Origin of the sequence: Lysobacter sp. Root76, assembly GCF_001428685.1 — a bacterium.
In the GTDB taxonomy this organism is placed as follows: domain Bacteria; phylum Pseudomonadota; class Gammaproteobacteria; order Xanthomonadales; family Xanthomonadaceae; genus Lysobacter.
The window spans coordinates 473,346-486,808 of sequence record NZ_LMIK01000006.1; the positions used below are offsets into that span (position 1 = coordinate 473,346).

General features: G+C 63.0%; 15 protein-coding genes. 4 read left to right on the plus strand and 11 right to left on the minus strand.

Annotated elements, in window-relative coordinates; all coding sequences use genetic code 11:
- Positions 1–68 precede the first annotated feature (68 nt).
- Entirely contained in the window at positions 69–2,351 is a 2,283-nt protein-coding gene (clpA, locus tag ASE10_RS14135) for an ATP-dependent Clp protease ATP-binding subunit ClpA (RefSeq protein WP_056102699.1), read from the minus strand.
- Positions 2,352–2,439: 88 nt separating this feature from the next.
- On the minus strand, positions 2,440–2,760 hold the full coding sequence (clpS, locus tag ASE10_RS14140; protein WP_055907029.1) for an ATP-dependent Clp protease adapter ClpS: 321 nt from the start codon (positions 2,758–2,760) through the stop codon (positions 2,440–2,442).
- Positions 2,761–2,869: 109 nt separating this feature from the next.
- Between clpS and ASE10_RS14145 the strand changes: the two genes are divergently transcribed.
- Genes ASE10_RS14145 through hflD form a run of 4 tightly spaced genes read left to right on the plus strand, consistent with a single transcriptional unit; the run spans position 2,870 to position 5,644 of the window.
- Entirely contained in the window at positions 2,870–3,391 is a 522-nt protein-coding gene (locus ASE10_RS14145) for a hypothetical protein (protein WP_055907031.1), read from the plus strand.
- On the plus strand, positions 3,391–3,870 hold the full coding sequence (locus tag ASE10_RS14150) for an NUDIX hydrolase (protein WP_055907034.1): 480 nt from the start codon (positions 3,391–3,393) through the stop codon (positions 3,868–3,870). Before ASE10_RS14145 ends, ASE10_RS14150 begins: the two co-directional genes overlap by 1 nt.
- A 5-nt stretch (positions 3,871–3,875) precedes the next feature.
- Positions 3,876–5,009 carry a tRNA 2-thiouridine(34) synthase MnmA gene (gene mnmA / locus ASE10_RS14155; RefSeq protein ID WP_055907037.1) on the plus strand — a complete coding sequence of 378 codons (1,134 nt, stop codon included), beginning with the start codon at positions 3,876–3,878 and terminating at the stop codon, positions 5,007–5,009.
- Complete coding sequence (gene hflD / locus ASE10_RS14160) at positions 5,006–5,644, plus strand: high frequency lysogenization protein HflD (RefSeq protein WP_055907038.1); 639 nt, start codon at positions 5,006–5,008, stop codon at positions 5,642–5,644. The genes mnmA and hflD overlap by 4 nt, the downstream gene beginning before the upstream one ends.
- A 211-nt stretch (positions 5,645–5,855) precedes the next feature.
- Here hflD and ASE10_RS21305 read toward each other — a convergent pair whose 3' ends face one another.
- The 9 genes from ASE10_RS21305 to ASE10_RS14200 all read right to left on the minus strand — a co-directional run bounded on the left by ASE10_RS21305 (position 5,856) and on the right by ASE10_RS14200 (position 13,265).
- A complete protein-coding gene (locus ASE10_RS21305; protein ID WP_255355401.1) occupies positions 5,856–5,978 on the minus strand; it encodes a hypothetical protein in 123 nt (40 codons plus the stop codon).
- A gap of 60 nt (positions 5,979–6,038) precedes the next feature.
- Positions 6,039–6,212, minus strand: a complete 174-nt coding sequence (locus ASE10_RS20285; RefSeq protein ID WP_157480935.1) for a hypothetical protein — start codon at positions 6,210–6,212, stop codon at positions 6,039–6,041.
- 118 nt (positions 6,213–6,330) lie between these two features.
- The gene (locus ASE10_RS14165; protein ID WP_055907041.1) at positions 6,331–6,960 is read right to left on the minus strand and encodes an HAD family hydrolase; all 630 of its coding nucleotides are present in this window, start codon (positions 6,958–6,960) and stop codon (positions 6,331–6,333) included.
- Positions 6,961–7,180: 220 nt separating this feature from the next.
- Positions 7,181–7,564, minus strand: a complete 384-nt coding sequence (locus tag ASE10_RS19720) for an aldehyde-activating protein (RefSeq protein WP_082559836.1) — start codon at positions 7,562–7,564, stop codon at positions 7,181–7,183.
- 1,048 nt (positions 7,565–8,612) lie between these two features.
- Positions 8,613–8,912 carry a hypothetical protein gene (locus tag ASE10_RS20290; RefSeq protein ID WP_157480936.1) on the minus strand — a complete coding sequence of 100 codons (300 nt, stop codon included), beginning with the start codon at positions 8,910–8,912 and terminating at the stop codon, positions 8,613–8,615.
- A 1,233-nt stretch (positions 8,913–10,145) separates the two neighbouring features.
- Positions 10,146–10,595, minus strand: coding sequence for a hypothetical protein (locus tag ASE10_RS20295; RefSeq protein ID WP_157480937.1), 450 nt, complete (start codon positions 10,593–10,595; stop codon positions 10,146–10,148).
- 1,012 nt (positions 10,596–11,607) lie between these two features.
- Positions 11,608–12,153 carry a DinB family protein gene (locus tag ASE10_RS14190; protein ID WP_055907053.1) on the minus strand — a complete coding sequence of 182 codons (546 nt, stop codon included), beginning with the start codon at positions 12,151–12,153 and terminating at the stop codon, positions 11,608–11,610.
- Between the two features lie 29 nt (positions 12,154–12,182).
- Positions 12,183–12,866, minus strand: coding sequence for a DUF2306 domain-containing protein (locus ASE10_RS14195; protein ID WP_162250464.1), 684 nt, complete (start codon positions 12,864–12,866; stop codon positions 12,183–12,185).
- A gap of 90 nt (positions 12,867–12,956) precedes the next feature.
- Entirely contained in the window at positions 12,957–13,265 is a 309-nt protein-coding gene (locus ASE10_RS14200) for a hypothetical protein (RefSeq protein ID WP_156087778.1), read from the minus strand.
- Between the last annotated feature and the right edge of the window lie 198 nt (positions 13,266–13,463).

Here is a 13,463-nt window from a genome sequence, read left to right on the forward strand (position 1 = left end):
TTCGTTTATCGATGAGCGCGCCGCCCGGGCAGCGCGCCCCGATCACACTGTCTGATCAAGCCGCCTGATCACACCGTCACCGGCAACAGCTTCTCCGGCTCGGCCTGGGACTCGACCACCAGTTCGTCGTCTTTGACGTCGATGCTGACGCGGCCGCCTCCGATCAGCTTGCCGAACAGCAGCTCGTCGGCGAGCGGGCGCTTGATCTTGTCCTGGATCACCCGCGCCATCGGGCGTGCGCCCATCAGCGGATCGAAGCCGTGCTGGGCCAGCCAGTCGCGCGCGGTCGGGGTCGCGCTGAGGGTGACGTTCTTCTCGTGCAACTGCGCTTCCAGTTCGATCAGGAACTTGTCGACCACGCGCAGGATGTGATCGAAGCCCAGCGCCTGGAACTGCACCACCGCGTCGAGGCGGTTGCGGAATTCCGGGGTGAAGCTGCGCCGGATCACTTCCATGGCGTCGGTCGAATGGTCCTGCTGGGTGAAGCCGATCGTGCGCCGCGCCGCCTGCGCCGCGCCGGCGTTGGTGGTCATCACCAGGATCACGTTCTTGAAGTTGGCCTCGCGACCGTTGGTATCGGTCAGCGTGCCGCGGTCCATGACCTGCAACAGGATGTTGAAGATGTCCGGATGCGCCTTCTCGACCTCGTCCAGCAGCAGCACGCAATGCGGGGTCTTGACGATCTTCTCGGTGAGCAGGCCGCCCTGGTCGAAACCGACGTAGCCCGGAGGCGCGCCGATCAGGCGGCTGACCGAATGCGGTTCCATGTACTCGGACATGTCGAAGCGCACCAGCTCGATGCCCAGCTGCAGCGCGAGCTGCTTGGTGACCTCGGTCTTGCCCACGCCGGTCGGGCCGGCGAACAGGAAGTTGCCGATCGGCTTGTCCGGGTTGCCCAGGCCCGAGCGCGCGAGCTTGATCGCGGCGGTCAGGGTGTCGATCGCCGGATCCTGGCCGAAGATCACCATCTTGAGGTTGCGCTCGAGGTTGCGCAGCACGTCCTTGTCGCTGGCCGAGACCTGCTTGGTCGGAATCCGCGCCATCTTGGCCACGATGGTCTCGATCTCTTCGATGTCGATCAGGCTCTTGCGCACGTTTTCCGGCAGCAGGCGCTGACGCGCGCCGGCCTCGTCGATGACGTCGATGGCCTTGTCCGGCAGCAGGCGGTCGCCGATGTGCTTGACCGACAGGTCGACCGCGGCCTGCAGCGCCTCGTCGGCGTAGGTCACGCCGTGGTGGGCCTCGTACTTGGGCTTGAGGCCCTGCAGGATCTCGAAGGTCTCGCCCACGGTCGGCTCGACGATGTCGATCTTCTGGAAGCGCCGCGCCAGCGCGCGGTCCTTCTCGAAGATGCCGCGGTATTCCTGGAACGTGGTCGAACCGATGCAGCGCAGCTCGCCCGAGGACAGCGCCGGCTTGATCAGGTTGCTCGCGTCCATGGTGCCGCCGCTAGCGGAGCCGGCGCCGATGATGGTGTGGATCTCATCGATGAACAGCACCGCCTCGGGCAGCTTCTTGAGCTGCGCCAGCACCGCCTTGAGGCGCTTCTCGAAGTCGCCGCGGTACTTGGTGCCGGCGACCAGGGCGCCCAGGTCGAGCGCGTAGATGGTCGCGTTCTCCAGCACCATCGGCACGTCGCCGTCGACGATGCGCTTGGCCAGGCCTTCGGCGATCGCGGTCTTGCCCACGCCGGCCTCGCCGACGTACAGCGGGTTGTTCTTGCGCCGGCGGCACAGTACCTGGATGGTGCGCTCGACCTCGTCGGCGCGGCCGACCAGGGGGTCGATGCGGCCGTCGCGGGCGAGCTGGTTGAGGTTGACCGCGAACTCGGCCAGGGCGTCGGACTTGCCCTCGCCCTCGCCGCCTTCGGCCGGCTTGGCTTCCCCGTCCTCCTGCTGGCCGCCCGCGTCCTCGGCGCCGTGCTTGGCGATGCCGTGCGACAGGTAATTGACCACGTCCAGGCGGGCCACGTCCTGCTGGTTGAGGAAATAGACCGCGTGCGAGTCCTTCTCGCCGAAGATCGCCACCAGCACGTTGGCGCCGGTGACCTCCTTCTTGCCGGAGGACTGGACATGGTAGACCGCGCGTTGCAGCACGCGCTGGAAGCCCAGGGTGGGCTGGGTGTCGCGGTCGACATCCTCGGGCAGCACCGAGACCGAGGTCGCGATGGCCTGCTCCAGGTCGCTGCGCAAGCGGACGAAGTCGGCGCCGCAGGCCTTGAGCACACCCTCGGCGGAGGGGTTGTCGAGTAGGGCCAGCAGCAGGTGTTCGACCGTCATGTACTCATGGCGCGCCTCGCGGGCGCGCTTGTAGCACTGGCCGATGCTGTATTCGAGATCCTTGCTGAACATGGGAGGGGGCCTCCAGAACGTATGCACCCAAGGTGGGGCCGGCCGGCGGTTTTTCCATCCCCGTCGTCGCGGAGCTACGGCTGTCGTTTTAGGCTTTTTCCATCGTGCACAGCAAGGGGTGCTGGTGCAGCCTTGAAAATTCGTTCACCTGCGCCACCTTGGATTCGGCGACCTCGCGCGTGAAGACGCCGCAAACCCCGCGCCCGCGGGTATGCACGTGCAGCATGATCTGGGTCGCTTTTTCGGCGTTCATCGGGAAAAAGCGCATCAGCACCTCCACCACGAAGTCCATCGGGGTGTAATCGTCGTTCAGCAGCAGCACGGAATACAGAGGCGGCCGGGCGACTTCCGGCTTCCCCGTCTCCACCAGTACGCCATGGCTGTGTTCGTGTTCGGTTTGTTTGGACATACGTAAATTATACGGCCGGCAGGCCGTTGGCCGTGGACGCCCGAGAGCGTGGCACTGCAAAATGGCGCCACTGCTGCTCCTTCCCAACCCTGAAGAGAAAGGAATCCCGATGCGCCTTACCGCCCTGGCCCTACCCGCTGCGCTGGCCGCCGCCCTGCTGCTGCCCGCCGCCGCCCAGGCCGCCAGCAACAAGGCTCAAGCCGACGAAGCCCAGCATTCGACCGCCGCCGACCCGCGCATCGCCAAGCAGCTCGACGGCTTGGGCTACAAGTACGAGGTGGACGAGGACGGCGATTACAAGCTGACCTTCGAGATGGACGACGACCGCAGCCAGCTGGGCTTCGTGATCTCGCGCACCGAAAGCTACGGCAAGCACAAGGTGCGCGAAGTCTGGGCCCCGGCCTACCGCTCCGAGAACGACGCGTTCCCGGCCGATCTGGCCAACAAGCTGCTCGAAGACAGCCAGTCCAGCAAGATGGGCGGCTGGGTCAAGCAGGGCAACATGGCCGTATTCGTGGTCAAGCTGCGCGCCGACGCCCCGGCCGAGGAACTCGACGACGCCCTCGATTACGCCCTGCGCGCGGCCGACCTGATGGAAGCCGAGCTGACCCCGGGCAAGGACGAGTTCTGATGAGCTACCGCGAGGGCCGCTTCTGGCAGCCGGACGTCACCGTCGCCACGGTGGTGGTCGACGGCGGGCGGTTGCTCGTGGTCGAGGAAAGGGTCGGCGGACGCCTGGTGATCAACCAGCCCGCCGGCCACCTGGAGCCCGACGAGAGCCTGGTCGACGCGGCCCTGCGCGAAACCCGCGAGGAAACCGGTTGGGACGTGCGCCTGACCGGCTTCGTAGGTGCTTACCAGTGGAAAGCACCGTTGCAGGCCGACGGCAGCGACGGCCGTCACTACCTGCGCTTCGCCTTCGCCGCGGTGCCGGTCGCGCACGATGCGACCCGGCGTCTGGACGAAGGCATCGTGCGCGCCCTGTGGCTGAGCCCGGACGAGCTCCAGGCCGAGTCCGCACGCCACCGCAGCCCCCTGGTCTGGCGCACCGCCAGCGACTTCCTGGCCGGCCGCCGCCATCCGCTGGACCTGATGCAGCACCTGGATTGAGCGCAGTGGCTTCGGTACGCACCGTGGTGGGCATGTCGGGCGGGGTCGATTCCTCGGTCGCCGCCCTGCTCCTGCGCGATGCGGGCGAGCCCTGCGCGGGCTTGTTCATGCAGAACTGGGCCGACGACGGCAGCGGCGACTGCCGCGCCGAAGACGACCGCCGCGACGCGGTCGCGGTCTGCGGCCGGCTCGGCCTGCCGATCCACTTCCGCGATTTCTCCAGCGAGTACTGGGACGGCGTGTTCGCGCACTTCCTGGCCGAGTACGCGGCCGGACGCACGCCCAACCCGGACGTGCTGTGCAACCGCGAGATCAAGTTCAAGCATTTCCTCGATGCCGCCCACGAACTGGGCGCCGAATTCATCGCCACCGGCCACTACGCCCGGGTCGACCACAGCGGCGGCCGCCACCGGCTGCTGCGCGCGGCCGATCGCGGCAAGGATCAGAGCTATTTCCTGCACCAGCTCGGCCAGGCCCAGCTGGCGGCGACCCGGTTCCCGCTCGGCGAGCTGATCAAGACCGACGTGCGCGCGATGGCGCAGGCGGCCGGGCTGCCGACCGCGGCCAAGAAGGACTCGACCGGGATCTGCTTCATCGGCGAGCGCGACTTCCGCGAGTTCTTGGCGCGTTACCTGCCGGCGCGCCCGGGCGAGATCCGTGCAGTCGACGGCGAACGCGCCGACGGCCGCGTGATCGGCACCCACCCCGGCGTTTTCTATTTCACCCTGGGTCAGCGCGAAGGGCTCAACATCGGCGGCGTACGCGGCTACGAGCCGGCGCCGTGGTACGTGGTCGGCAAGGACGTGGCGGGCAACGTGCTGTACGTGGACCAGGGCAGCGACAGCCGCTGGCTGCGATCGCAGGCGCTGTGGTCGGAGCGTGCGCACTGGATCGCCGGCGCGCCGCCGGCGCAGCGTTTCGCCTGCACCGCGCAGACCCGCTACCGCCAGCCCGACGAGGCCTGCGAGGTCGAAGTACAAGACGACGGCTGCCTGCAGGTGCGCTTCGCGCGCCCGCAGCGCGCGGTCACCCCCGGCCAGTCGCTGGTGCTGTACGACGGCGAGGTCTGCCTGGGCGGCGCCGTCATCGCCGCCACCGACGCGCCGCTGGAACACCATTTGAGGGTCAATGCCGCATGAGTTCCACCCCTAGCGCCTCCCCCGCCTCCAAGACGATTTCCGAGCGCGTGCTCGCCCTCGCCGGCCTGGTACAGGCGCTGGCCCAGGTGCGCCGGATCGCCGACACCGGCCAGGCCAACGCCGCGGTGCTGGGCACGGCGCTGGATTCGGTGTTCCGCATCGACGCCTCCTCGCCGGCGCAGGTCTACGGCGGCGTCGAGGCGCTGCGTCCGGGCCTGGTGCTGCTGCGCGACTACTTCGTGCGCGAGACCAAGGACGAGCAACTGCCGCGATTGGCGCTGGCGGTGATGCAGCTGGAACGCCGCTTCGTGCGCGATCACGACATGGCACAGCGCGTGCAGGCCGGCATCCTCGCCCAGTCCGGCGCGGCCGAACGCCTTGGCAGCGGCCATCCGGACGTGCTCGCCGGGCTCGGCGGCCTTTACGCGGAAACCCTCAGCCACCTGCGCCCGCGCGTGCTGGTGCAGGGCAATCCGCATTATCTGGGCCAGGCCAGCGTGGTCGCCGAAGTGCGCGCGGTGCTGCTGGCGGCGGTGCGTTCGGCGGTGCTGTGGCGCCAGCTCGGCGGCAGCTTGTGGGATTTCCTGCTGCGTCGGCGCGACATGATCGCCGCGCTCAACCGGTACCTCGACTAGACCCTAGGCTGCGCTAAGCCGCACCGCACCGCACCGCGCCAGCGGAACCAGCGGCGCGTCGTGAACGGTCGCGACGATGCGGTCGGCACCGCAGCCTACGTCGATCGCGCCTCGCGACGCTCAACGGGCATCTCGATTGGGCGGTGGTGGGCCGCAGGGCGCGGCAAAGCGCGCCGCACCGGTGAAATCAACGACGCGGCGCGCTCGGGCCTTAGAGGCCGGCGCCGCTGCCTTGGGCCCAGGCCCAGGCCACCGCAGCGATCAGGGTCAAGCCCAACGTCCAGCGCAAGGCGCGGTCGAGCCGGTCGGCTCGGGCAGTTTTGACGGTTTTCATGGCATTCCCCCTGTGCGTGCAAATCACACACCAGCACGCGTTTTGCATCTGCGAATGCCGTCACGTCGCCGTGCGGCTCAACGCCGCGGAATGCGACGTGCTTCGCGTCTTCGCATCGCGGTCCTGCGGCGATGCGTCCTTCATATGAAGAATACGCCGTGCAACTGAAACGCCGGCCAAATCCGCGCTCATCGCGATACGCATGCGGATGCCATGCGCGATCTTGGCTTTCATCGCGATGCGTGCATGGATATCAGGCGCGGCCTCACCGGCGCTGGCGATGCGGTTCGCGGCTCATCCGCATCCCCCGGCGCGGCGGCACCGCGTCCGGGCTTGCCTTCAGGCGAGGTTCTCAGACCGCGTCCAGCGCGGCCAGGACGCCGCCGAGGTCCGCGATCGTGTCGCCCGCAACGTCGCCGGCCCTGGGCCCCTCGCGGCGCAGCAACAGGCTGCGCATGCCATAGCGACGCGGCCCGTGCAGGTCGGCCTCCGGGGTGTCGCCGACCATCAGCACCTGCCCGGGTTCACAGCTCAGCTGGCGGCAGACGTGCGCATAGATGGCCGGCTCGGGCTTGATCGCGCCGACCTCGAAGCTCCAGGCATAGGCGTCCAGTGCCGGCAACAGGCGCAACACCGGCGCCGCGTAGGGCGCCGCCAGGTTGGAGCACAGGCCGAGCTTCAGGCCGCGCGCAGCCAGGGCCTGCAGCACCGCCAGCGAATCGGGAAACAGGCGCACCGACGCCAGCTCGGCTTGTAGATCGCGCTCCAGCGCGGCCAGCTCCGGCGCGGACAGATCGGCCCCCAGCAGCGCAGCGACGCCGGCCAGGTCGACGTCCCGGCTCATGATCGCCGCCGCGTCGCCGGCCTGACGCGCGCGCCCCGCCGCTTCCATGCGCGCCAGCAGCGCGCGGTACGGCGCACGTCGCTCGTCTATGCGCACCAGAGTGCCGTACACGTCGAACACCACCGCCCGTATCGTCATCACGAATCCGCCTGCAACCGGACGCCAGCCTAACGCGCCACGCGCCCACGGCCGAGGGTAGCGGCCACCATGCGCCTCGATCCCCACGCGATCTACTTAGGGCGAGCCCGGGCTCAGTATCGCCATCTCCAAATCGCATCGCCCTGCCCGCCCCTCGCCCAGGACGGTCCAGCCCTGCGCAGCGGCGACCTGAGCGCTTGGTGCGAAAGGCGGCAAGCGCTCAATCCAGGAACTTCCAAGTATCCGCCCCATCGAAGCGCCTAACGACGACCGACTCCAAGAGCGCCGGTTCAAAATTCCGCAGGTTCACTCCGTGACGAGCGGAGGGCGCGGATTCAACCGGCTCCCAATGGGTGACGATGCCGCAGGTCTTGCAGCGAAAATTCCTCAGCGTTCGGTCGCCCCAGATGTAGCTCTCCGTATTCTCGGGATGGCCTTGGATAGAGACCGAGCCAAGTTCGTAGTAGGCCCATATCCCGCCTGTGCGCCGACACAGCGAACAGTTGCAACTCGTCGCCGTTTCGGGCGCCGCCGGCAGCGTGAGGCGCACCAAGCCGCAGTGGCAGGAACCGCGCAGCGAGGGTGGATGCTGTTCCTGGCTCATCTGAGTATGCCGTTGGTTGTTGTGCTGCCTAATACCTGGATTAAGCCGAGTCGGAGCGCGAATAACTGGAGAACGACGCGCCGACAGGCCCTGCAGGATTCCTGAAGCCACTAAGCGGATTCTGCCTGAATGATCCGTTAGGGCTCATCTTGGTCGGTGTGGTTGTACAGGTCAAAGTCCAGCCACAGGCCCAGGTTTGCACAGCGTGCGACTAGCTCCGATGACATGTGAAATCCGCCATTCAATCGTCGGAACTCGCCAACGCAGTTGATGCCACAGTCATGATCGCGCAAGAAGCTCGCTAACTCGCCAGGCTGGGCGGCGATGTGGTCCAAGATGGCCGAAACGTAGTAATTCGGCTGCTCTTCTCCTGGCGGAACTGGCGGCTGGCCTTGCCAAATGTTCTTGGTGATAAGCCGCCCATCACGTGTGCGATCCCCGGCTAGCCTGAGGCGCTCGACCGGAAGTTCGACTAGAGCTGTCACAGCCTCGGGTGCGCAAGAAAACCCCGAGACCGTCAGATAAGCGTACACGCGCGATGACATTCGGTATGAGCCCTAACGCCTGAATTAATCCGAGCCGAGAAGCGGCTTCGGCTTGAATGAATGGTTAGGCACCGTAGGCGACCTAACAGGTCCAGTAAATCTTACCGATCAGATCAACGACCTCTGGGCCATCGCTGCATCCGCCAACGTCCCGGACTGAGCGATCACCGTCCTCGTGGCCGATGATCCATTGGCCGGAACCGGCATGCCACATGAGCTCTCCCTCAGCGAGGACGCCTGCAGGAAACGGCCCTGACGCCTTGGAATTGACCAATACGATGTGCGAGCCATTGATTGTTGCGTTGAGAGAGATGCTCGGGATTGTGGGTTGCTCAGCGAAGTGGTGTTGAAAGACGTAGTGGCCTGACGCGATCGGAACCGCGGAATCGGTTGCCACAGAGCAACTCGCAGTAAAGACGAAGGCAAGGACCAGGAGCTGCTTCATGTAGTGCTAACGCCTGAATTAAGCCGAGCCGCGAAGCGACTTCGGCTTGAATGAATTGTTAGGCAGTAGCGCGGGCTTTTAGCTGGACCCACTCATCTACTACCGTGAACATGTAGTTGCCGACAGGGGCAAGGTTGGAATCTGCATGCACGAAAGGGTTGTTGCCTAGCCATTCTATGATCATAGAGCCGGGTGCCAGAACATTGGCAGATTGAACCCAATCCAAGAAGTCAGCGCTTAGCCCCTCATGCTCCAGCGTATCGCCCAGCATGACAACACGAGCAAGGGCTTCGCCGGACGGCACTGGGATGCTCACAGTGTCGCCGAGGTGTACTGGTGAACCGTCGCGATAATCCATGCTTGCGGCCTAACGTCTGAATTGGTCCGAAACAATCGCGCAGCGATTGGTTTTCGGCTTGAATGAATTGTTAGGGACCAGCCGGCGGAAACTCACTACCAGGCGCTATAGCCAGGCCACTGAGTTGCAAATTACTAAGCTCCTCGGCTGACGCAACATACACCTCAATGTCGCCAATGCCTCCGGAGCCAGAATAGTCGCTCGACATGTGGAAGTGCTGGTCCGGGCCAGACTTCAGCTTGGTAAGGAGCGCAATGAGCCTGTCGATCTCAGCCACAGTGAGTCCAAGGCTGATCCCGTGCCACCCGTTGTTCCAGCTTTCTATTTCGGCATGCATTGCTCTGTATCCCGGAGCCTAACATCTGAACTAAGCCGAGCCGCGAAGCGGCTTCGGCTTGAATGAATTGTTAGGGTGCACCCGCGATCATGATGGCGAACGCCACCAAGTAAGCGGGTACACCCACGAGAAGACTAAGCCGGATGCGCCGAGCGTACCGCGTGGCGTTCGGGTCTTTGAGCTCTCGCGCAATCGGGCCGAAAGCAGCGCCCACAATGGCCACCCCCACGTTTGGATCAGCGGCCCTAGGCATGCCTGTGAAAAAGAAGCTGGGAGACCCACGCCGGTCTGTGATAGCGGGGCGCTCTGCCAGAAGAATGCGCCGAAAACGGACAAGCGCATGAAAGTAGAAGGGCGTAATAAGGGCCCCGATTACTACCAACACGATTGCGATCAGTTGCATGTGCGCCCTACTGCCTAAATTAGGCCGAGCCGCGAAGCGGCTTCGGCTTGAATGAACTGTTAGCGCTCAGCCGCGTGGAGTTCACCGAGGCAGTAGCAAGTTGAATTGCCTCCGACGAGCGCTTGCTCGCCCCCCAAGGAAGGGCCAAGTATCGCTCAACGTGGAGGGTGCCGTGCAGATCGTATGGGACCAAGTACTGCACCTCAACCAAGAATGGCCCCGCGATACGAGGATAGATATTGCTGCGGCTCAAGCGGACCTTGTTGCCCTGGATGTCAGTGCCGCTAATGCCTAAGCGTTGAACCTCTTGATACGTCTTATCCGCGCATGCGGACAGGGAGCGCCAAGCTGTCAGGTATCCGGTGCCAAGGGCAAGCGCAAGAACGGCGACCACGGCAAGAGTGGCTCTTCTCCAAGTCGCCATAATGTGACTCCTGAACGCTAACGCCTGAGTTAAACCGAGCCGCGAAGCAGCGTCAGCTCGGCTGAATTGTTAGGCCCGTTGCCGAACAAGGTAAACAACCCCGTCGTCATAGCAAGTCGTGCCGATCTGGTGCGTGTTTGGGACGGCGCTTGCCACCCAATCCGGAGCAGGCGAATCCCATGTAACTCCAGGGAAGTCATGCGGATAGATCGTGCCATTTGGATTCCGCGAGTGGGCATAGACCGCATTGTTCATGGTGTTGCCGCATAAGGTTGCCCAAAGTTGGATGGGCTCCGGCCGGTCTTTCGCGATCATCTCCAGGTAGCGCAACAGGCGGACCGTAGCAGCCGCAATCTCTGGAATGTTCTCGGGACGATTGATGCCACGACCATACCAATCTACATGAGTGTGCCAACAATCGAACCAACTTGAGAGGTCAAGATCATCGATTTTGCGACGCCCACCTGCTTCCACACGTGCCCAGTAGGCTTGCATTCTTTTGCGATAACGGCGATCCATGACGCGATCCTAACGCCTGAACTCAGCCGAGCCGCGAAGCCGAAGCCGCGTCGGGTCGGGTCGGGTCGGGTCGGGTCGGGTCGGGTCGGGTCGGGTCGGGTCGGGTCGGGTCGGGTCGGGTCGGGTCGGGTCGAATGAATTGTTAGGTCGATAGCCGCTCATGTCACTTTTGGCCAGTTGAAAGAATGCGGCGTATCGCAAGCACGCGCCTAGCAGAACGAATGATGGTCAGAAGAAGCACGAACATCACAATGCCGTAGACAAGCAGGTCATTCGGCTTGCTCGTGGTTAGGAGCAGGTATGCGCAGTACAAAAACAAGACCGTGAATCCAGCAAGGCCAATGATGTTCTTCGCGTAGTGGAGCCTATCTACTGCGCGATTTGGTTCCAACTGCGGATTATCCATTGCCATCCAATCGCCCTTACGCCTGAATTAACCCAAGCCGCGAAGCGGCTTCGGCTTGAATGAATTGTTAGGCGGTAACCGAGGACTCATGCCAGCGGAACCGCCGTAACCCACGGAACAACTGCCTCAAACTCCAGCTGGACCACAGGCTGCCCCTCAAATGGCTCCGGCACCTGCGACAAACGCGCACTGAACCCAACACTCTTCATGCCGGGAAAGGGTTCTGCATCAAGGCTATGGGTTGTCTCACTGGTCTGCCGCCAAGCGTCCACACCACCCTCAAGGCGGCCAACAAAATGGAACCAGCCTTGCGTTGGCATAGGCTCACCGCTGCTACCGTAATGGCAAAGCTCTGCCGGCTTGCCCGGATCTATCCCAAGTTGTTGAAGCAGGTGTAGAAAGGGGGGCGAGAATGCCCCCTCCCCGGCAGCACGAAAGTTTGCGCAGTCCAAACACTCGCAAGCAATGACTAAGGTGCGCGCGTAGAGCTCTCTCGTCCGCTCTGGATCGAAATGGATGCTCCAACGGCCGATTTGCGAAAAATTCTCCATAGCCGCCTACCTGAACTAAGCCGAGCCGCGAAGCGGCTCCGGCTTGAATGAATTGTTATGCCCCAGACCCGTTTGGCACCAGCGCAAGCAGGTCAGTCACTCCGACATCCGCCGCGGATTGCGAGAGCAAAGTAGTGATTTGACCACGGTGATGCGTCTGATGATTGAAGAAGTGCATAACCAGGCCAAAAAAATCTTTTCCGGTTACTCCGCCTCGTGAGTTTGTGTAGGTCATCACGAAGTCGAGGTCTGAATCACCGATTGTCTGTGCCCAGTCGCTAATTAGCCGATCGAGCCAGGTACGGTGGACAGCGATGCTTGGGAGATCCTTGAATTTGTCCAGGTCGGCAATGGTGTCCGGCGCCGGAATCTGAAGCATTGGCTCCAATACGCTGTACTTGGCCGGATGTCCGGCGAAGCGTTTGAGCCAAATTGTGTCGGCAACGACCAAATGGTTGAGTGTCTTAAGTATCGAGCCAAAGAACGCACCGCGGTCGGCTAGCAGCTCGTCCTCGGATAGAGTTTGAGCAGCGGCATAAACGTTTGCGTTCATCCACTTGTTATAGGAAGCCATTAAGCAAACAAGACCTTTACGATCCACGGAACCTCTCAATGGGCATAACGCCTGAATTAAGCCGAGCCGCGAAGCGGCTTCGGCTTGAATGAATTGCTAGGACGCAAACCCGCGCGGTCAACGATGCGATAGCCCCCCTCGCAGATCAGCAGGGGAAGCAGCCAACTTAACCATAGCAGTATCGGGATCATTACCGGCGGAGGCGCAAGCTCCATCATTCCTGGAACCTTAATCAGTGCTCGAAAGGTGATGGGAGCGAGCGTCACAAGATAGTTGCGTACCATCCAGCGGCGGTGTGACGGCACCCGGCGGCCACGAATAGCTATTACGCCAATCAGGGCCGTCGTCAACCACGCCAATGCAGTGGCGGCGAATGCTGCGCGGATTGCGAACGGTGCCGGCGAAGTGGCGATCAGCCCTGTGGCGCCCACGCAGGCGATGAGCATACTGGTCATGTATACGCGGCCTGTCCATCGATGCAGGCGCGAGTAGGCCCGCGGCCACTGGGTCAGGAATTGGATCAGCCCCAAGATGATGGTAAGTGCCCCGCCGGCAAGGTGGGTCCACAACCAACCGCGTCGTGCCCAGAACATGGCGTAGGCAGCGGGGTCCAACTGGTGATAGTTGCCGTAGACGGTCAGCAAGAAGTCGATGCCGATGATTCCGAGGGCAAGCAATACGATGGCCGAGCCAACGCGCCAGAAAAGGCGGGAGGGGCCTAAAGACTGGATGCTTGACATGCCGGATAGCTGCATTTTCGCCCTAACGCCTGAACTAAGCCGAGCCGCAAAGCGGCTTCGGCTTGAATGAATTGTTAGACCTCGCCGATATCACCTGGACTCTGCTGGTGCGTTTGCAAACTCGATGATCTCAACGGCAGTCTTGCCGTTGATGAGTTGCATAATCTGATCAATGGTCATGTTGCGGAATCGAGGGTTCGCAAGGTCAAGTTGGATCACAGCGGCGATGAACTGCTCGCGTTGTGCGGGTGTTAGCTCAGCATCGATCTGGGCAAGGCTCTTTCGGAGGGCCTCGTCTGAGGAAGTGTCGATGCGCGGGTCCGCCGCCCACAAAGGCGTAATAGGTCCAGCAATACAAAACAATGCTACAAGAATTGCTTGACGGATTTTCAGATTCATAGTTGTGACCAAAGAGGTCTAACGCCTGAATTAAGCCGAGCCGCGAAGCGGCTTCGGCTTGAATGAATTGTTAGGCCTGCTCCGGGGAAAGGGCCTTGCGAACAATAACGGGCAATGGATAGTAGCGCGACGTAGCGTAGCCACCCCAGCCATACCAAGGCTGGAAGGTAGTCCAGGCCAGAGCCGAAACAATGCCGA